An 18,361-nucleotide genomic window follows, 5' to 3' on the forward strand; every position below is an offset into this window, starting at 1 on the left:
GTCGGCGCTGCCCACCAGCGTGCGAAGGTCCTCGACCAGCTGGGCGACGAAGGGTTCCGGTTCGGCCTGGGCTTCGGCGATGCCTTCCAGCCGCTGTTCCCACAGGGCGGTGCGCTCCGGGCGGCTGACCGCTTCGGGCAGCGAGTGGATCAGACCCACCCCCAGGCGTGTGGCGCGCAGCGCCTTGGCCTTGCGCACCAGATAGCCGCGCTCCAGCAGCGTCTCGATGATGCCGGCACGGGTGGCCTCGGTACCCAGGCCGTCGGTTTCCCTGAGGGTGCGGCGTACCTCGGGGTCCTCCACGTAGCGGGCGATATTCATCATGGCCTTGATCAGGCTGGCATCGGTAAACGGCTCCGGTGGGCGCGTCTCGCGCTGTTCGACCTGGGCCTCCAGTGCCTGACAGGCCTCGCCCTCGACCAGCGCCGGCAACGGCGGTGGCTCGTCACGGGTGGTGAACAGGGGCTTCCAGCCGGGCACCAGCAGCGTCTGGCCGGAGGCCTGGAAGCGCTCGTCCAGCAGGCGGAACTCGGCCTTCACCTCCTGGGTTTCCAGCGCCGGATAGAACTGGGCCAGCACGTTGCGCGCGATCAGACGGTAGACGTCGGCTTCCTGACGCGACAGGCGCTCGGCAACGAAGGGCTTGCCGGTGGGGGCCAGGGCGTGGTGGGCACCGACCTTGGCGTCGTCGAAGGCGCGTGAGCGAAGCCCCATGTCGGCGTTGGCCAGCCAACCGGACAGGGTGGTGTCATCGCGACAGGCGCTGGCCAGTTGGCCCGGCAGGCTCGCCAGGTGTTCACGCGGCAGGTAGCGACAGTCCGAGCGCGGATAGGTGATCAACTGATGGCGCTCGTAAAGGCGCTGGCAGATGTCCAGCACCGCCTTGGCCGAGAGCCCGTGGCGGCGTGCCGCATCGACCTGCAGCGCCGACAGAGAGTAAGGCAAGGGCGGCGGCTGGCGACGACGACGGGAGTCCACGCTGCTCACCTGGCCTTCAGCACCCGGCAGGCGCTCTGCCAGCGTCTGAGCAGGAGCGGCGTCGAGCAGCCGACCGCGCTCGTCCAGGCGATGGGGCTCGCCGGGGACCCACCAGGCCTTCAAGGTGCCGGCGCCGACGCGCAGGTGAGCCCACAGCACATAGAAGGGGTAGGGCGTGAAATGACGGATCTCCTCATCGCGGCGCACCACCAGGCCGAGCACCGGCGTCTGCACGCGCCCCACCGACAGCACGCCATCGTGGCCCGCCTGGCGGCCGATCAGGGTCCAGGCGCGGGTCAGGTTGATGCCGTACAGCCAGTCGGCGCGGGCGCGGGTCTGGGCGGCGCGGTAGAGCGGGTAATACCTGGCATTGTCCTCGATCCGCCCGAGTGCTCGAGCCACCGCAGGCCGGTTGAGATCGTTGATCAGCAGACGCTGGACGGGCCCCTTCCAGCCCAGGTGCTCGATCACCTCCTGGACCAGCAGCTGGCCCTCGCGGTCGGGGTCGCCGGCGTGCACCAGTTGGCGTGCCTGTTTCAGGCGCGCACGAATCACCGACAGCTGACCGCGGGCCTTGGGCCTGGGCACCAGCTTCCACTGACCGGGCACGATGGGCAGGTGGTCGCGTCGCCAGGGCTTGAAGGCCGGGTCGTAGGCATCCGGTGGGGCTTGTTCCAGCAGGTGGCCGAGGCACCAGGTGACCTCGGTGTCGCCGACGGACAGGTAGCCGTCTTTTTTCTGTGCTGCCCCGGGCAGCGCCTCGGCGATGGAGCGAGCCAGGCTCGGTTTTTCCGCAATGATCAATCGCATAGCGCACCGGTGCGGGTGAATCGTCTGGATATTCTTCCAGTATGTGTGATGAGATGCCAGGTGTACCATGGAGTGAAAAGTGTACAAGTCCTATATCATTTTTGTGTGCAGATGCGGGTAAGGTGACCGTCTTGTGACGCGCTATCCTCCCGGTGAGGCCAGCGTTGCCAGCATCTTGCATGGCGCCCGTACGGGCAGGAGGCAGCATGCGTCAGTCAGGCCGGACACGCCGGATGCTCGGGTTGTCCGCTCGTACCGGATCGACCCTGCTGCGCTCGAGAATCGGCGGCAAGGCCGATTGGCAGGCGCTCGGCGAGTCGCTGTTTGAAGGCCTTTCCGAGCTCAAGGGGCCGGCGATGAAGATCGCTCAGGTCATGTCCCAGTGGGATGACCTGCTGCCCCCGGCCCTGGCCGAAGAGCTTGCCCGGCTGCAGAAGGATGCTGCACCGGCGCCCTGGGCCGAGATCAAGGTGGCGCTTGAGGCAGAGCTCGGCGACCTCGATGCCCTGTTCGACGAGATCGAGCCCGAGCCCTTTGCCAGCGCCTCCATGGGACAGGTGCATCGAGCCTGGACCCGGGACGGTCGTACCCTGGTGCTCAAGGTGCAGTACCCGGGGCTTGATCGGGTGCTGGAACAGGACCTGGTGCAGGTCAGAAGGCTGCTGCGACTGGGTCGCTGGCTCAAGGTGTCCCAGGCACGCCTCGATGCTCTGTTCGACGAACTCGCCGATGGACTGCGGCGCGAGCTCGACTATCGCGCCGAAGCGGACGCACTGGAGCGCTACCGGCGGCGCTATGCCGATCACCCCGACCTGGTGATGCCGAAGCCCGTGAAGGAGCTCAGTGGTCCAAGGGTGCTGGCGATGGAGTATCTGCCGGGGACGCCCCTGCGTGACCTCGAAGGTGCCGACGATGCCCTGCGGCAGCGGGTGTCGCGCACCCTGGCGGACTGGATCACCGAGGAGCTGTTCACCCACCATGAACTGCACGCCGATCCCCACGCCGGCAATTTTGCCGTCGATGAACAGGGCCGGCTGGTGGTGTATGACCTGGGCGCCGTGATCGCGGTCCCCCGGGAGCGGCTGGCCGGTCTGGTGGCGCTGCTTGGGGCAACCCTGGACGGTGACCCCATGGCCATGGATGAGGCCGTGCGCGGGCTCGGCGGTCGACAGGGAGAGGGCGCGCCGCTGGCGCTGTATCGCGAATCCGCGGAAGCGGTGTCGCCGCTGTTCGCGCCCGGTGAGCAGGACTTCGGCGATGTACGGGTGCATCGGCGTCTGCGCGAGCTGAGCCCCCGGGTATGGGGCGCGCTGGACCGCCTGCAGCCCCCTGCCGGCATGCTGTTGCTGGCGCGTACGCTCAATGGTCATTACTGGAACCTGGTGCGGCTCGAGGGGCGCCTGGACATGCATTCACGGAGTGCACAGTTGCTGGATGCCTACGCCGTCTGAGGCGCGGGTCTGCCCAGCCGGTGCATGCACTGTTAGACTGTGCCGTTTTCAATTTCGGGGAGATAGCGATGCTGGCGTTATGGGTGGATCAACTGCTGGGTTTTGCCGCGGGCGCCCTGGCAGCCATTCGGCAGGATGAACGCTATCCGAGCTTGATGAGCTGGGCGCGCGAGGAGGGGCCTGCCTGCGTGGGCGGTGACAAGGCCCTGGCCCAGGCGCTGGCTCCCGAACTGTGGTCCCAGACGCCCCTGGCACGTCTCGACTTCGCCTGTGAAACCCTGGCACGCCCTGGCCGCAACGAACCTTGCTGGTGCGACTCTGGACGCAAGATGAAGCAGTGCTGCGGCGCCGTCAGCCTGCCCGGTCACCTGCCGCCTCATCTGATGTGGATGCTGTCGCTGAGGGAGTGGAAAGGGGAGACGCTGAAGGCTGCCCTGGCCAGTGGTCGCGCCCCTGCCCAGGCGCTATTGGAGGCAGGGCTGATCGCCGCCGAATCGGGCCAGCGGGGACGTGCCCAGCAGATCCTCGAGTCACTGTTCGACAATGCCGACTGGGAGCGCCTGCCGGAACAGGCCGAGCCCGCCTTCGAGATCCTGCTGGACCTTTTCCAGGAGCGCGGTTTCCACCGCAAGCGCGAGGCGCTGCTGGACGAGGTGCTGGAGCGGGGGCCGATGTTCCTGCGTGGCGTGGCGCTGGAGCGGCTGTGTCTGATGCACCTGGACAACGACGATCTCGACAGTGCTCGCTCCGCCTTCGTGCGTGCCCAGCAGGCCCTTCCCGATTCGCCGACCCTGGCCTATATCGAGGCCATGCTGCTGCTCCACGAAGGTCACGACGAGGAAGCCATGGAGCGCTCGCGCTTCTGGCTACGGCGGCTGACCCGCCAGGGTGATCTCGACCCCGACCAGCTGCAGTTCCTGGCGGACCTGGCCGACAACCCCGGCGCCACCCTGGCCGATCAGCTGCTGTGCGCCGAAGAGGATCTCGGCGAGCCCCTGGTGGGCCTGCAGACCCTGCTGGCGGAGTTGCCACCGCCCCCGCCGATCAAGGTGGTGGAGGAAGACGGGCAGTTGCTGTATCGCTCCACGGCGCGGGAGGACACGCTGTTCGCCGCCTTCCAGGAGGGTTTCCAGGTCGACGTGGACCCGGATGCGCCGATGGGCTTTCTCGGAGATCCATGGTTCAATGCCGCAGCCTGGTTGCCGGCGCTGTGTGCCAACCCCGAACAGCTTGATTCACCGGCGGTGCTGCAGTCGGTGTCGCTGGCGCTGACCAGCCGTTTTGGCAGTCTGCCGTGGATGGCGCCGAGTCTGTTCGAGCCCCTGGCCGAGCGTCTCGAGCGCTGGCTTCTGCAGATTCGTCAGAGTGGCGACGGCGCCTTCCAGTGGGACCAGGAAGACAACGCTCAGCTGCTGCGGGCGGGGCTAGCACTGGTGGTGGGCATGGAACGTGGCTCCCGCCAGCACTCGCGGGAACTGGCCGAGTTGCTGCTGTCGCTGGACGAGCAGGACAGTCTGGGGCTGCGCGAGCTGGTGCTCGACCAGTTGCTGCGTGAAGGCCGCGACGACGAGGCGCTGGAGATCAGCCGCCAGGCCCTGGAGGTCGGCCCTGCCGATGACGAGACGCCGCTGCTGGGCATGTACATGGGGCAGGTGCTGGCGCTGTACCGACTGGGCCAGCTCGACGACGCGGCCCTGGCATTGGAAAGCGCCCAGCGCCACAACGCCCACGCGGTGGCGCTTCTCTGCAGCGACAACCCCAAACGTGGCGCCATCCCCGGCAATGGCCAGCTGGCCGAGCCCGGCACCCGCGCCGAGGCCTGGCAGTACCGTACCCTGATGCGCGATCAGTGGCGTAGCACACCGGGCGCGCTGGCCTGGCTGGAAGAGCGCAGCGGACGGCGCGGTTGATCGCAAGCCCTGTTCAAGGGCGTACTACAAGGCGGCTTCAGCAATGGGGGGGGATCGCTGCCTGCGCTGGATGACGGCTCCGGCTGAGCGTTGGGGCGCGTAGCGCCGAAGGTCTACTCAGACCCCCAGGTACGAGACCGAACGCTGAAGCACTATGGAAAAAGAGGGCCGACAACGTCGGCCCTCTTTTTGTGATGCACACTGCATCGATGGCGTCATGGCTTGTCGAGGCTGACGGGGTGTTTCCCTGGCTCGCGCACATGGTGTCGCCAGACCCACAGCGCCATCAGGATGGCCGGCACGCCCAGCGCTGAGGCCAGCACGAAGAAGCTCGGGTAGCCCATTCCCTCCACCACCAGCCCGCCAAAGCCTGACAGGAACTTTCCGGGCAGCGTCATCAACGACGAGAACAGGGCGTACTGGGTGGCGGTGTAGGCCCGCGAGGTCAGGCTCGACAGGAAGGCGATGAACACCGCGCTTGCCAGGCCATTGCTGAGGTTGTCGCCGACGATAGTGAGCACCAGCAGCGAGTGCTGGGCGCCACTGAGCGCCAGCCAGGCGAACATCAGGTTGGTCAGCACGGTGGCCGTAGCGCCGAGCACCAGGATGCGTCCGATGCCGTAGCGCACCACCAGCACCCCGCCGACTAGCCCGCCGAGGAGACTCATGATGACGCCGAACACCTTGGTCACGGTGGCGATGGTGTCGAGGCTGAAGCCCAGGTCGACGTACAGCGGATAGGCCATCGAGGCCATCGCCAGGTCGCTGATGCGATAGATGCCGATAAACAGCAAAAGTCCCAGTGCGCCCAGACCGAAGCGCCCGAAGAAGTCGAGAAAGGGGCAGACCACGGAGCCGATCAACCAGGCGCCGGTGCGCCGGACCCATGCGGGCCGGCCGCGGCTGGCGCGCAGGAAGGCACGCACCCGGGGCTCCTTGGCCAGGCGACTGGCCAGCGGTTGGCGCGGCGGCTCGGGACGCAGCAGTACGGTGATCATGCCCACCGCCGTCAGTGCCGCCATGCACTGGTAGGACACCTGCCAGGAGAAGGCCGACGCCAGATACAGCGCCCCTGCACCGGCCATGATCAGGCCGCCGCGATAGCCGATGATGTAGGTGGACGCCATCGCCGCCTGGACCTCGTCCTCGGCCGACTCGATACGAAAGGCGTCGATGGCGATGTCCTGGGTAGCCGAGCCGAAGGCCACCATCAGCGCAAACAGCGCCACCGCGCCGAGCTGGGAGGCCGGGTCCAGCGACGAAAGGCCCAGCAGGCCGCCCATGATCAGCGCCTGGCCGGCAAGCATCCAGCTGCGCCGCTGGCCCAGCAGGCTGGTCAGCAGCGGCAGGCGGAAGGCGTCCACCACCGGTGCCCAGAAGAACTTTATCGAGTACAGCAGTCCAATCCACGAGAAGAAACCGATGGCGGCAACCTCGACCCCGCTGGTACGCAGCCAGGTGGTCAGGGTGGAGAACACCAGCAGAAAGGGAAGGCCCGCAGAAAAGCCCAGAAACAGCATGGCCAGCACGGGTAGTCGCAGGTAGACGCGCAGGGCGTCGACCCAGGGATGCTGGCCGGACGAGGTGGGCATGGATAGCCTCCTTGCAGTTGGTCGGCCACAGGCCGCCTTCCGAATGGTAAAATGCGCGCAACATCTCGGTGCGGCTCGACGAATTGTTGCAAAGCCGCAGGGGCGATACCAGCGGTGATCATCAAGGGTCGTCGGCAACGCACCGGGAACCGCGTCAATGACAGGCGATACTGCCGGCTTGGTGGCTGGTGGTGGTTGAGTCTGGAAGGAGTCACATGAGTCACAGCAATATCGAGGCGGGCCTGGGGGGCGATGCCACCCCGCGCTGGTACGTGGTCCAGTGCAAGGGCGGAGAGTCGTTCCGGGCCGCCGAGCATCTGGCCAACCAGGGATACGAGCTCTTTCATCCAGTGCTGGAGGTGCAGAAGAAGCGCCGCAACAAGCTGACCTGGGTCGAGGAGCCGCTGTTCCCCTACTATCTGTTTCTGCGGCTCGACCAGGTCGAGAGCAACTGGCGCCCGATTCGCTCGACCCGCGGAGTGTTGAAGATCGTGACCTTCGGGCTGTCGATGCCGGTGCCGGTCAGCGATGAGCTGATCGACCTGCTGCGCCAGCACGGCGAAGCCAAGGACGACGATCCTGGCCAGCTTTACTTCCGGGCCGGAGAGTCGGTGGAGATCACCGACGGCCCCTTCAAGGACCTCAAGGCGGTATTCGAGAGCCACAAGGGCGAAGAGCGGGCGATCGTGCTGCTCAACATGCTGCATCGCCAGCAGCGCCTGGAAATGCCCGTCGCCGCGCTCAAGCGCCAGGACTGATGTCGACCCCAAGGAGCCCGAGATGAGAGTTTCTCCCCAGTGTGTGGTGCGTCTGCACTATGTCCTGAGCAACCAGCAGGGCGACGTCCTGGACGATTCCTGGAAGCGCGATGAGCCGCTGGAGTATCTGCACGGCCACGGCAACCTGATGGAAGGCCTCGAGCGCGCCCTGGTCGACGCCGAGGTCGGCAGCCGCCTCAGCGTCACCCTGTCCCCGGCCGAGGCCTATGGACTGCGCGACGAGTCGCTGGTGCGCGAGGTGGGACGCCAGGCCTTTCCCGGTACCGATCTGCGCCCCGGCATGTGCTTCCAGACCCCCGGCGATGCCGGCCCACAGATCGTCAGCGTGGTAGAGGTCAAGGGGGACAGCGTGGTGGTGGACACCAACCATCCCCTGGCCGGGGAGACCCTGTCGTATCGCCTTGAGGTGCTCGAAATTCGCCAGGCCACCCGCGCCGAACTGGCCAAGGGGCACCCGCTGCCGCCCGGCACCGAGGCCTCCGAGGTGGAGGACCGCAAGGTCCTTTAGGGTCCCGGCAGCGGTAGCTGGAGGCGCTTTCGCTGAAAGGGTGCCACAGACGACGAAAAAGCCGCCTTTTGAAGGCGGCTTTTTCGTCGTCATGGCGGGCCGATGTCTCGCGGTCACCCTTGACGCAGGTCAGCACAATTCAAGGGCCGACCGGGTACCATGAATTCATCGACACAGAGACAGGAGGACAGCGCCATGTACGTCGACAACGCCGTCATTTTCGGGCTGGGTGCCGTCGCTCTCTCTGTGGCCTTCATGGCCGGCTGGATCGCTTTTATCATCCGCGACGCTCACCGTCGCAAGCGATAGCCGTCAACCAGCGTCAGGGGAGGGGGAGTCATCCCCCTTTTTCAACCGACCCTTCGGGGTCGGTTTTTTTTGGTTTATTGCTTCTGAGATCACCTGAACTCGCCTGAATTCCTCTGGACCCGCCTGCCAGGCGCGCCGCGACAAGCCGCGGCGCGCCACGCGGGGCCTTAAAGGGCGATGCGCTGCTTGAGGAACTCGACGATCTCGTCGGCGGGCACCATGGTGGCCTCGCTGTCACGGCGACCCTTGTACTCGAGCTCACCCTTGTCGAGGCTGCGATCGCCCACCACCAGTCGATGGGGCAGGCCCATCAGTTCCTGATCGGCGAAGCGCACGCCGGGACGCAGATCACGATCATCCAGCAGCACGTCGAAGCCGGCGGCGCTGAGTTCGTCGTGCAGGCGCTCGCTGGTCTCGCGCACGCGCTGGGACTTGTGGGCGTTCATCGGCACGATGGCGATATGGAAGGGGGCGATGGCGTCGGGCCAGATGATCCCGCCCTGGTCGTGGTTCTGCTCGATGGCAGAGGCCACCACGCGGGTGATGCCGATGCCGTAGCAGCCCATCCAGGGGTGAACCGCCTTGCCTTCGTCGCCCAGCACGGTGGCATTCATCGCCTCGCTGTACTTGCGACCGAGCTGGAACACGTGGCCTACCTCGATGCCGCGCTTGATCGACAGCACGCCCTTGCCGTCGGGTGACGGGTCACCCTCGACCACGTTACGCAGGTCGGCGACCTTGGGCAGGGCCACGTCGCGCTCCCAGTTGATGCCGAAGTAGTGCTTGCCGTCGACGTTGGCACCGGCGCCGAAGTCGCTCATCAGCGCCACGCTGCGATCGATGACGATCGGCATCTCGAGCCCCACCGGGCCCAGCGAGCCGGGGCCGGCGCCCACGGCGGCGCGGATCTCTTCTTCGCTGGCCATGGTCAGCGGCGTCGCCACCTCCTCGAGGTGCTCGGCCTTGACCTCGTTGAGTTCATGATCACCGCGCACCAGCAGCGCCACCAGGCCGCCCTCGTGGCCGTGCACCATCAGGGTCTTGATGGTCTTCTCGATGGGCAGGCCGTGCTGCTCGACCAGGGTGGCGATGGTCTTGGCATTGGGGGTGTCGACCAGCCTCAGCTCCTCGGCGGGCTCGGCGCGGCGGGCATCGCTGTCCAGGGGCGCAGGCAGGGCCTCGGCCTTTTCCATGTTGGCGGCGTAGTCGGACTCGGTGGAGAAGACGATATCGTCCTCGCCGGAGTCGGCCAGTACGTGGAATTCGTGGGAGCCGGTACCGCCGATGGAGCCGTTGTCGGCGATCACCGGACGGAAGTCGAGACCCAGGCGAGTGAAGATGCGCACGTAGGCGTCGTACATCTTCTGGTAGGTGTCCTTGAGCGAGGCCTCGTCCAGGTGGAAGGAGTAGGCGTCCTTCATGATGAACTCACGCGAGCGCATGACCCCGAAGCGCGGACGGATCTCGTCACGGAACTTGGTCTGGATCTGGTAGAAGTTGGCCGGCAGCTGCTTGTAGCTGGCGATCTCCTTGCGTACCAGGTCGGTGATCACCTCTTCGTGGGTCGGGCCGACGCAGTAGTCACGCTGGTGTCGATCCTTCAGGCGCAGCAGTTCCGGACCGTACTGCTCCCAGCGGCCCGACTCCTGCCACAGCTCGGCCGGCTGCACCGCCGGCATCAGCAGCTCCTGGGCGCCGGCACGGTCCATCTCTTCGCGCACGATACGCTCCACCTTGCGCAGGGTGCGAAGGCCCAGCGGCAGCCAGGTGTACAGGCCGGAGGTGAGGCGGCGAATCATGCCCGCGCGCAGCATCAGCTGGTGGCTGATGACCTCGGCGTCGGCAGGAGTTTCCTTCAGGGTACTGATCAGAAGTTCGGTGGCGCGCATGGGTCCGCAGGTTCCTTCACATCGAGTCTGGTAAGCGCTGGAGGCGAGCAGGACAGCAGGCTGTCCCGTCGATGGCCGTCGAGGGGCATCCTCGGCGACTCGCATCCGGCCATGAAAGTGACGTGCATTGTACGGGGAAGGCGTCATGCCGGCAAAAGCAACCGCCACCGTTGGTGGCGACAAGGAGCGAAGGGTGGCGAACGTGGTAGGATGCGCATGAGTTTTATCATGCTGGGCAGCGGTCGAGTCGTTGTCGGCACCGCTTTCCGTCATTTATGCCAGATTACTGCAAGAGGAAGTTGTTCATGCTGCGTCCGCCCCGTCTGCTTACCGGCCTGGTGCTTGCCACCACCCTGACCTCGCTCGTCGGCTGCGGTACCGTCTTTCATCCCGAACGCAAGGGGCAGATCAGTGGTCGCATCGACCCGGTGGTGGCGGTGGCCAACGGCGTCGGCCTGCTGTTCTTTATCGTGCCCGGGGTGATCGCCTACGCGGTGGACTTCTCCAATGGCACCATCTACCTGCCGGGCACGGGCTCCGCCAGCGTCGATTCTCTGCCCATGGGCGAGGGGCGTGATCTGGCGAGCCTCGAGCGGCTGGTCAGCGAACGTGTCGGTACCGAGGTCAAGCTGAGCGACGAGCTGGTGCGTGTCGAGCAGGTCGAGAGCCTGGATGAGGCCCTGGCCATGGTGCGCATGGCCAGTGACGAGGCGACCCACGCTGGCCGTGGTTTGCCAGCCCGTGCCTTGCCAGCCAGTGCCTCGCCCGACAGCGTGTCGCTGGACGGCTGAGATCGATCACGCCGGGTGCGCCCACAGCACCCGGCGGTTGCTCCTGTGGTTCTTCCCTTGTCTTGTGGTTCTTCCATCGCCGCCTGAGCGGCCGCCCCCGCAGCATCCTTCCCGCAATCTCTACCGCCCCCGACTCAGCGCCTGCGCTGCAGTCTCAGCACGATCAGCCCCGCCACCAGGCCCCAGAAGGCCGAGCCGATGCCCGCCAGGGTCAATGGCGATGCGGTGATGGCGAAGGTGACCAGCACCGCGTCCAGGTTGTCGCCGTCGCTGAAGGCGGTACGTAGCGCACCGCCCAGGGTGGCCATCAGCGCAAGTCCCGCCACCACCGCGATCATGGCGCTGGGCAGGGCGTCGAACAACGACGCCACCGTCGCCCCCAGGGCGCCCAGCAGCAGATAGCCCATTCCCGCCGCAATGCCGGCGGTGTAGCGTCGCCCAGGCTCGCGGTGGGCCTCTTCGCCAAGGCAGGGGGCCGCGCTGATCGCCGCCATGTTGACGCCGTGGCCACCGAAGGGTGCCATCAGCAGCGACGCCAGGCCGGTGGCCCCCAGGCTTGCCGCCACCGGCGGCGTAAAGCCCGCGCTTCTGACCATGGCGAACCCCGGCAGGTTCTGGGTGGTCAGGGTGACCGCGAACAGCGGTATGCCGATACCCAGGCACACCACAGGATCGAAGGCCGGGGTCACCCAGGCAGGACGGGTCAGACTCACGGCAACACCCGCCAGACTCAAGTCGCCGCGGCCCAGGCACAGCGCCACCCCCGCGGCCAGGACCGTGACGATGGCCAGGCGTGGCGCCAGGCGGCGGCACAGCATCCATACACCCAGCAGAGCCAGCGGCAGCCAGGGGTCTGTCTGCACGGTGGTGAAGACTTCCAGCACGAAGGGCAACAGGATGCCGGCCAGCATGGCCGAGGCGATCGACGCCGGCACCACCGCCATGATGCGCTCGACCAGGCCGCTGGCGGCGACGGCGAGCATCAGCAGCGATGACAGCAGGAAGGCACCGACGGCCTGGTCGAAGGGCACGCCGGGCAACTGGGTCACCAGCAACGCCGCCCCGGGCGTCGACCAGGCGGTCAGCAGCGGCATGCGATAGCGCCAGGACAGCCCCAGCGATGTCACACCCATGCCGATGCCCAGGGCCCACATCCAGGAGCCGATCTGGGCCTGATCGATAGCGGCGGCCTGGGCCGCCTGGAAGATGATCGCGGCGGAACTGGCGTAGCCGATCAAGACCGCGGCGAACCCGGCGGCCAGCGTGGAGGGATGAAGGTCGTCGAGCATCTTCGGGCGATGCGTCTGGCCAGCCTTGGCGGCCAGTGAACTTGGCGAAGCTTTCATGAGACGGTCCAGAAAAAGCCAGGGAAACCGCGGAGCGGGTACATTGGTGCTTGTGCGTTATAACGTCCAAGGCTAGCAGTGGACGTTATAACGCACAAGCATGCTGAAGTGAGAGAAGAGAGAAGAGAGAAGAGAGAAGAGACGAGGAACAAGAGGCAGGAGTCGTGGCGCGTAAGGTGTGGTGTGCTGACCGCAAGCGACGGCGGGCCAGGTGCGTAAACCTTGCGTATACTGGGCCGACCTTTCTGGAGGCCGCCATGCAGGATATTGCCGACCATATCGCCACCACCCTGAAGGGACTGCGCCAGGCTCAGGGCTGGAGTCTCGAGCGTGCCGCTCGCGAAACCGGCGTCAGCAAGGCCATGCTCGGCCAGATCGAGCGTGGTGAGTCGAGTCCCACCGTCGCCACGCTATGGCGCATCGCCAGCGGCTTTCGGGTCAGCTTCTCGTCGCTGTTCGGGAGCCCGACACGGGCCATGGACGGCCCCCTGGAAGAACGGCGCGTGAGCATCGACGATTCGGTATGGGGCAGGGACAGCGCCGGCATGCGAGCCAAGCTGCTGTTTCCCTACGATCCCATGCTGGGTTTCGAGATGTTCGAGATCGAGCTGGCTGAAGGCGCCGAGAGCGCTTCCAGTCCCCATGCGCCGGGGGTGGTGGAGCATCTGGTGGTGGTGGAGGGCGAGCTGGTGCTGGCCATCGACGACGACTGGCATCTGTTGAAGGCGGGGGAGGGGCTACGCTTCTTCGCCGATCGTCCCCACCTGATGCGCAATGAGGGGCCGGGGACGCTGCGCTTTCACGATGTGATCCACTATCTACCCGGTGCCGCCAGCGACGGTTCCGGTTGAAGCTCGTCCCGTCACGTCGTCAGAGTGCTTTCCGTTGCGCTCCTTGTTCCAATTGCTCCAGCGCCTCGGGTCGATAGCGCTCGAGCAGGGCCCATAGCCTTGCCGCGCTGTCGGCGTCTGGCTGGCCATCGAAGTTCGCCGGGCGAAAGTGCAATTGGAAGGCCCGCAGGGTGGCGCGACTGGCGTCATCCCACACGCCACTGGCTTCGATCCCGTAGCCCCAGGCGGCCAGCGCCCGCTGCCATTCGATCAACGCCGGTGGTTCCCGCTCGAAGCGGCTGCGGTAGTGGGCGACGCGCGGGGCCTCGGGCCAGGCGCCGATGCCGGCCTCGTGAAGCTTGCGCCAGGGAAAGGCCGGCCCCGGGTCGAGCTTGCGCAGCGGTGCCACGTCGGAGTGCGCCAGCACGTGCTCCGGGGCGATCCGGTGACGCTCGATGATATCCCGGGCCAGCGGAATCAAGGCGTTGAGCTGGTCACCGGGGTAGCTTGCCCAGCGCACCGGGCCCTCGGGGGCATCTAGCTCGCTGCCGACCCAGGGGCGATCGGGCCCCTGGTTGACGATCTCGATGCCGATGGAGGTGTCGTTGAGCCCCACGCGATTGCCCCAGCGGCTGGCGCCGGCGTGCCAGGCACGGCGGCTCTCGGGCACGAGCTGGAACACCACCGGGGTATTCTGCAGGCGTCGTGTGGGCAGCGGCACCAGGTAGTGGCTCGATACCCGGGGTCCGGTCAGGGCGCGCAGTGAGTCGGCCTGGTTCTCGTCGGTGTAGTGCAGGATCAGGAAGTGCACGCGACTATTGTGGCCCCGAGCCGGGTGGCGGTGGTCCACCACATAGCCGTCGCGCGGCTCCAGGGCGGGGCCCCGCTGGATCAGCGCCTCGGTGGCCAGGCCGCCGGCAAGGTCGCAGCCGGCAAGCCCGATCAGTGAAACAAGCAGGGTGCCTACAAGCAGCGCTGGCCTGCGTCGATCGCGGAGATGACCCGGCGGAGTCACGAAGGCCGTGGCGTCTTTCCCTGTCCACTTCGTTGTCCTCCTGGTCAGCCACCCGGTCAGCCACCTGGTCATGCACTTTGGCATCCGTTCTGTCATCCGCTTTGGCCTCCAAGCCACAGTCGCACCAGCAGGCCAAGCACCAGGGTGCTGGTGACGCTGGCCAGGGTTCCCAGCAGCACATACTCGGTCAACTTGCGGTCTCGGCTCTCCTTCAGGTCACCAAAACGCAGCACGGACTTGGCCGCCAGCAGAAAGCCGACGGCGGTGAGTTGGTCGAGCAGGGTCAGGGTCAGTACCAGCAGGCGCTCGAGGATGCCGATGCGGGCGCCGGCCCGATCCAGCGTACCGGGTGCCTTGAGTTGTCGAGCCAGGGGGGCCATGGCCAGGGCGATGGCGACCGCCATGGGCCGGGTGACCAGCAGATAGGCGAGCAGCAGGAGCAGCGAGGACGGTGTACTCAGGTGTGCAAGCATCGCTGTCAGTGGCGACAGGCTACCGACGAGCCACAGCCACACCACCACGATGGTCGCGCCGTGCAGGCCCTGGTCGAGCATGAACAGGCCAAGTTGCCGGGTGGGCCAGCGTCGCGTTGCCTCGGCCTTGGCGGCATCGATCGTCCAGTGGGCGAGCCCCAGCATCATGGCCGCCAAGGTGGCGTCGATGCCGTCGTCGATACCGGCGACAGACCGCAAGGCGCACAGCACAAGCCAGGCAAGGGCAGCATGCACCAGAGCATGCAGTGCCAGACTGGGACTGCGTATGCCGCGGGCCTGTCTATCCGCTACCCAGCGGTCCGGTTGCAGCACGAAGTCGCCAAGCAGGTGCGCCAGCAGCAGGGCCAGTAGAAGCGACAGCGACGACGATGACGCTGGTGCGAGATCCAGGACCAGAGTGTTCATGTGCGCTCCTGCGCCGCCGACGCCAGACAGGCCAGAGTATCGCTCAGCAGTGCCCAACGGGCGGTTTTCAGGCGCTTGTGGACACTGGGCTGGCGGATGCCCAGTCGGCCGGCCATCTCGGCCTGGGTCAGCTCGGGCTCGGCCAGGCTGAGGGCCACCACCTGAGCGGAGGGGCTGGACCAGGCGTCGATCATCTCGTCGAGATAGCGTATCAGCAGCGACTCGGCGGTGGTCCCGGACGGGGCGAAGCCAAGGTGAGCGCCATTGGCGGACAGACCGTCCAGGGCCTGCCCTGAGGCCATGAAGGGGGGATCATCGGCGTCGGCCAGGGGGGCGCCTGGGGCCCAGTCCGCCGGGCCCCGGGCGACGGCGACACGAGCGTCCCAGCGTTCGTGGGCTGGACTCTGGCCGATCAGGCTGGCGCGCAATGCCACCGCCGCCTCAAGGCCCCGGTCGCCCTGGCGGATGGCCAGTTGGAAGCCATCGCCACGAAAGCGGTGGAAGTCGCCGTTGTGGCGTCTGGCCAGGGCCCCGAGGGTGTCATCGAGGCAGCGGTAGAGGGCCTCGCGATCACGTTGACGAGAGGCAATCAGGTCGCCGGTGAGTACAGCGATGATGGGATCGGACATGACGCGGATGGCTCCGTGGTGAGCGCGGATAGCGCTAGAGACCTATTACGCCTATTTATAGCTCTTTTCGGCTATTTTCTCACGAAATTGCCTGATGTGGTTATTGCGGGCGACGGCTAGGTGGTGCCAACTGTCCGGTCCCCCAGCAACACCATGGTCAGCGCGCCAGTTCGCGCATCGCTTCATCCAGTCCCTCCAGCGTCATGGGATACATGCGCTCGTGGATCAGCTCGCGAATCAGCCGGGTCGAAGGAGTGTACTCCCAATAGCGTGGCGGGTTGGGGTTGAGCCAGACCAGCCGCGGGTAGCGCTCGGCCAGGCGCCTGAGCCAGACCCCGCCCGGTTCCTCGTTGAAGTGCTCCACGCTGCCGCCGGGGTGGGTGATCTCGTAGGGCGACATCGACGCATCGCCGACCACCACCACCTGATAGTCGGCACCGTAGGTGCGCATCAATTCCCAGGTCGAGAAGCGCTCCTTGTGGCGTCGGGCGTTGTTGCGCCAGACGCCCTCGTAGAGGCAGTTGTGGAAGTAGAAGTGCTCCAGGTGCTTGAACTCGGAGCGCGCCGCCGAGAACAGCTCCTCGCAGACGCGGATGTGGTCGTCCATGGACCCGCCTACGTCGAGGAACAGCAGCACCTTGACCGCGTTGTGACGCGGCGGGCGCATGCGCAGGTTGAGCAGGCCGGCGTCCCGTGCGGTATCGCGGATGGTGGCGTCGATGTCGAATTCCTCGAGCGCCCCCTGGCGGGCGAAGCGACGCAGGCGACGCAGCGCCATCTTGATGTTGCGCGGCCCCAGCGCCTGGTCGTCGTCGTAGTCGCGAAAGCGCCGCTCGTCCCAGACCTTGACCGCACGCCGATGGCGCGAGCCATCCTGGCCGATGCGTACGCCCTCGGGATTGTAGCCGTAGGCGCCGAAGGGGCTGGTGCCGCCGGTGCCGATCCACTTGCTGCCGCCGGCGTGGCGCTCCTTCTGCTCGGCCAGGCGTTGCTTGAAGGTCTCGATCAGCTTCTCGAGCCCACCCAGCGACTGGATCTGCGCCTTCTCCTCGTCGCTGAGCTGACGCTCGAATTCACGGCGTAGCCAGTCGTCCGGGATCAACGCATCGATGGCCGCATCGAGGCCTTCCACCGACCCCATCCAGGCGGCAAAGGCGCGATCGAAACGGTCGAAATGGCGCTCGTCCTTGACCATCACGGTACGCGCCAGCCGGTAGAAGTCGTCGATATCGGCGAATACTACGCCGGCCTCGACGGCGGCGTGCAGATCCAGCAGCTCGCGCAGCGAGACCGGCACCTGGTGGCGGCGCAGGGTGTCGAATAGATCGAGAAACATCAGCGACCCTGACGCCGCACCATGAAGGCGAGGCGCTCCAGCAGAGCGGTGTCCTGCTCGTTCTTGACCAGGGCGCCGGCCAGCGGCGGCAGGCTCTTGGCCGGATCACGCTGGCTCAGGGCCTCGCGGGCGACCTCGTCGGCCATCAAAAGCTTCAGCCAGTCGACCAGTTCCGAGGTCGACGGGCGCTTCTTGAGCCCCGGCGCCTCGCGCAGCTCGAAGAACACCTCCAGCGCCTGGCTGACCAGTCGCGGCGCGATATCCGGGAAGTGCACAGCGACGATGCGCTCCATGGTGGCGCGGTCGGGAAACTCGATGTAGTGGAAGAAGCAGCGGCGCAGGAAGGCGTCGGGCAGCTCCTTCTCGTTGTTGGAGGTGATCACCACGATGGGCCGGTGACGGGCGCGAATGGTCTCTCCGGTCTCGTAGACGAAGAACTCCATGCGATCGAGTTCCTGCAGCAGGTCGTTGGGGAACTCGATGTCGGCCTTGTCGATCTCGTCGATCAACAGCACCACCCGTTCGTCGGCGGTGAAGGCTTCCCACAGCTTGCCCGGACGCAGGTAGTTGGCGACGTTGTCGACGCCTTCCACGCCAAGCTGGGAGTCGCGCAGGCGGCTGACCGCGTCGTACTCGTAGAGCCCCTGGGCGGCCTTGGTGGTGGACTTGATGTGCCAGGTGACCAGCCGGGTGCCGAGCGAGGCGGCGAGCTCCTCGGCCAGCAAGGTCTTGCCGGTGCCCGGCTCACCCTTGATCAACAGCGGGCGCTTCAGCGTTACCGCGGCATTGACGGCCTGCTTGAGGGCATCCGTGGCGACGTAGGTGGAAGTCGAGTCAAACGCCATGGGCGAGGATCCTGAATAACGAAGTGGCAACGAAGTGATTTCAAACGAGTGTACGGTAGCCCCGTGGGCGGAACAATCCTCGGCGTCAGTGCTGGGCGTCGTCGTCTCGATACAGGCGAATCAGCGTTGCCGGGTCCTTTTCACCCTCGCCGCGGGCGAGCCGGCTGCGCATCAGCTGGGCGGCCAGGGCCGCCATGGGCGTGGCGCTGGACTGACGATGGCCCTGGGCGGTGGCCATGTCGACGTCCTTGAGCAGGGTGCGTAGGTGCCAGCTCGGCGCCTCGAAGTCGCGACTGGCCATGCGCGGGGTCAGCATGCGAAAGGGCGTCGAGTCGGCGAAGCCACCGGCCAGGGCGTCTGGCAGCCGACTGGCGTCGACCCCGCTGGCCTCGGCCAGCGCCACCATCTCGGCGATGGCTGCGGTGGTGCAGCCGACCAGTAGCT

At 66.5% G+C, this 18,361-nt stretch carries 17 protein-coding genes; 7 read left to right on the plus strand and 10 right to left on the minus strand.

All coding sequences use genetic code 11. From position 1 onward, the window contains the following. The coding region (locus NH448_RS21420) for a DNA topoisomerase III (protein WP_253029408.1) at positions 1-1,788 on the minus strand (1,788 nt) is incomplete at its 3' end. 206 nt (positions 1,789-1,994) lie between these two features. Here NH448_RS21420 and NH448_RS21425 point away from each other — a divergent pair. Next, positions 1,995-3,239, plus strand: coding sequence for an AarF/ABC1/UbiB kinase family protein (locus NH448_RS21425; protein ID WP_253029409.1), 1,245 nt, complete (start codon positions 1,995-1,997; stop codon positions 3,237-3,239). Positions 3,240-3,307: 68 nt separating this feature from the next. Then, positions 3,308-5,149: an SEC-C domain-containing protein gene (locus NH448_RS21430; RefSeq protein ID WP_108447713.1), complete on the plus strand. Its 1,842-nt coding sequence runs from the start codon at positions 3,308-3,310 to the stop codon at positions 5,147-5,149. A 215-nt stretch (positions 5,150-5,364) separates the two neighbouring features. Here NH448_RS21430 and NH448_RS21435 read toward each other — a convergent pair whose 3' ends face one another. Next, on the minus strand, positions 5,365-6,741 hold the full coding sequence (locus NH448_RS21435; protein WP_253029410.1) for an MFS transporter: 1,377 nt from the start codon (positions 6,739-6,741) through the stop codon (positions 5,365-5,367). A 215-nt stretch (positions 6,742-6,956) separates the two neighbouring features. Between NH448_RS21435 and rfaH the strand changes: the two genes are divergently transcribed. The 3 genes from rfaH (at position 6,957) to ccoM (ending at position 8,337) form a co-directional block, all read left to right on the plus strand. Then, entirely contained in the window at positions 6,957-7,499 is a 543-nt protein-coding gene (gene rfaH, locus NH448_RS21440) for a transcription/translation regulatory transformer protein RfaH (protein ID WP_045994239.1), read from the plus strand. A 22-nt stretch (positions 7,500-7,521) separates the two neighbouring features. Further along, positions 7,522-8,028: a peptidylprolyl isomerase gene (locus NH448_RS21445; protein ID WP_253029411.1), complete on the plus strand. Its 507-nt coding sequence runs from the start codon at positions 7,522-7,524 to the stop codon at positions 8,026-8,028. 195 nt (positions 8,029-8,223) lie between these two features. After that, positions 8,224-8,337: a cytochrome c oxidase subunit CcoM gene (gene ccoM / locus NH448_RS23585; RefSeq protein WP_286985057.1), complete on the plus strand. Its 114-nt coding sequence runs from the start codon at positions 8,224-8,226 to the stop codon at positions 8,335-8,337. Between the two features lie 167 nt (positions 8,338-8,504). Here ccoM and NH448_RS21450 read toward each other — a convergent pair whose 3' ends face one another. Beyond that, complete coding sequence (locus NH448_RS21450; protein WP_045994237.1) at positions 8,505-10,226, minus strand: proline--tRNA ligase; 1,722 nt, start codon at positions 10,224-10,226, stop codon at positions 8,505-8,507. 305 nt (positions 10,227-10,531) lie between these two features. Between NH448_RS21450 and NH448_RS21455 the strand changes: the two genes are divergently transcribed. After that, positions 10,532-11,017, plus strand: coding sequence for a hypothetical protein (locus tag NH448_RS21455; protein WP_253029412.1), 486 nt, complete (start codon positions 10,532-10,534; stop codon positions 11,015-11,017). A 134-nt stretch (positions 11,018-11,151) separates the two neighbouring features. Here the strand turns inward: NH448_RS21455 and NH448_RS21460 are convergent, their stop codons facing one another. Next, positions 11,152-12,363 (minus strand): benzoate/H(+) symporter BenE family transporter, encoded by a 1,212-nt coding sequence (locus NH448_RS21460; RefSeq protein ID WP_083970565.1) that lies wholly within the window; start codon positions 12,361-12,363, stop codon positions 11,152-11,154. 257 nt (positions 12,364-12,620) lie between these two features. On the opposite strand from NH448_RS21460, the gene NH448_RS21465 reads away from it, so the two are divergent. Next, complete coding sequence (locus NH448_RS21465; protein WP_045994260.1) at positions 12,621-13,214, plus strand: helix-turn-helix domain-containing protein; 594 nt, start codon at positions 12,621-12,623, stop codon at positions 13,212-13,214. 19 nt (positions 13,215-13,233) lie between these two features. On the opposite strand, the gene NH448_RS21470 is transcribed toward NH448_RS21465, so the two are convergent. The 6 genes from NH448_RS21470 to NH448_RS21495 form a co-directional block, all read right to left on the minus strand. Beyond that, a complete protein-coding gene (locus NH448_RS21470; RefSeq protein WP_108447717.1) occupies positions 13,234-14,280 on the minus strand; it encodes an N-acetylmuramoyl-L-alanine amidase in 1,047 nt (348 codons plus the stop codon). Positions 14,281-14,300: 20 nt separating this feature from the next. After that, positions 14,301-15,107 (minus strand): DUF3307 domain-containing protein, encoded by an 807-nt coding sequence (locus NH448_RS21475; RefSeq protein WP_108447718.1) that lies wholly within the window; start codon positions 15,105-15,107, stop codon positions 14,301-14,303. Then, the gene (locus NH448_RS21480; RefSeq protein ID WP_108447719.1) at positions 15,104-15,736 is read right to left on the minus strand and encodes a hypothetical protein; all 633 of its coding nucleotides are present in this window, start codon (positions 15,734-15,736) and stop codon (positions 15,104-15,106) included. The genes NH448_RS21475 and NH448_RS21480 overlap by 4 nt, the downstream gene beginning before the upstream one ends. A 157-nt stretch (positions 15,737-15,893) precedes the next feature. Continuing rightward, positions 15,894-17,072, minus strand: coding sequence for a VWA domain-containing protein (locus NH448_RS21485; protein ID WP_045994263.1), 1,179 nt, complete (start codon positions 17,070-17,072; stop codon positions 15,894-15,896). Further along, a complete protein-coding gene (locus NH448_RS21490; RefSeq protein WP_108132724.1) occupies positions 17,072-17,917 on the minus strand; it encodes a MoxR family ATPase in 846 nt (281 codons plus the stop codon). The genes NH448_RS21485 and NH448_RS21490 overlap by 1 nt, the downstream gene beginning before the upstream one ends. Positions 17,918-18,002: 85 nt before the next feature. Beyond that, positions 18,003-18,361 (minus strand): NAD-binding protein (locus tag NH448_RS21495; protein WP_253029413.1); only part of this gene is annotated, 359 nt, incomplete at its 5' end.

It is taken from the genome of Halomonas sp. OfavH-34-E, assembly GCF_024124525.1.
GTDB classification, from domain to species: Bacteria; Pseudomonadota; Gammaproteobacteria; order Pseudomonadales; family Halomonadaceae; genus Halomonas; species Halomonas litopenaei.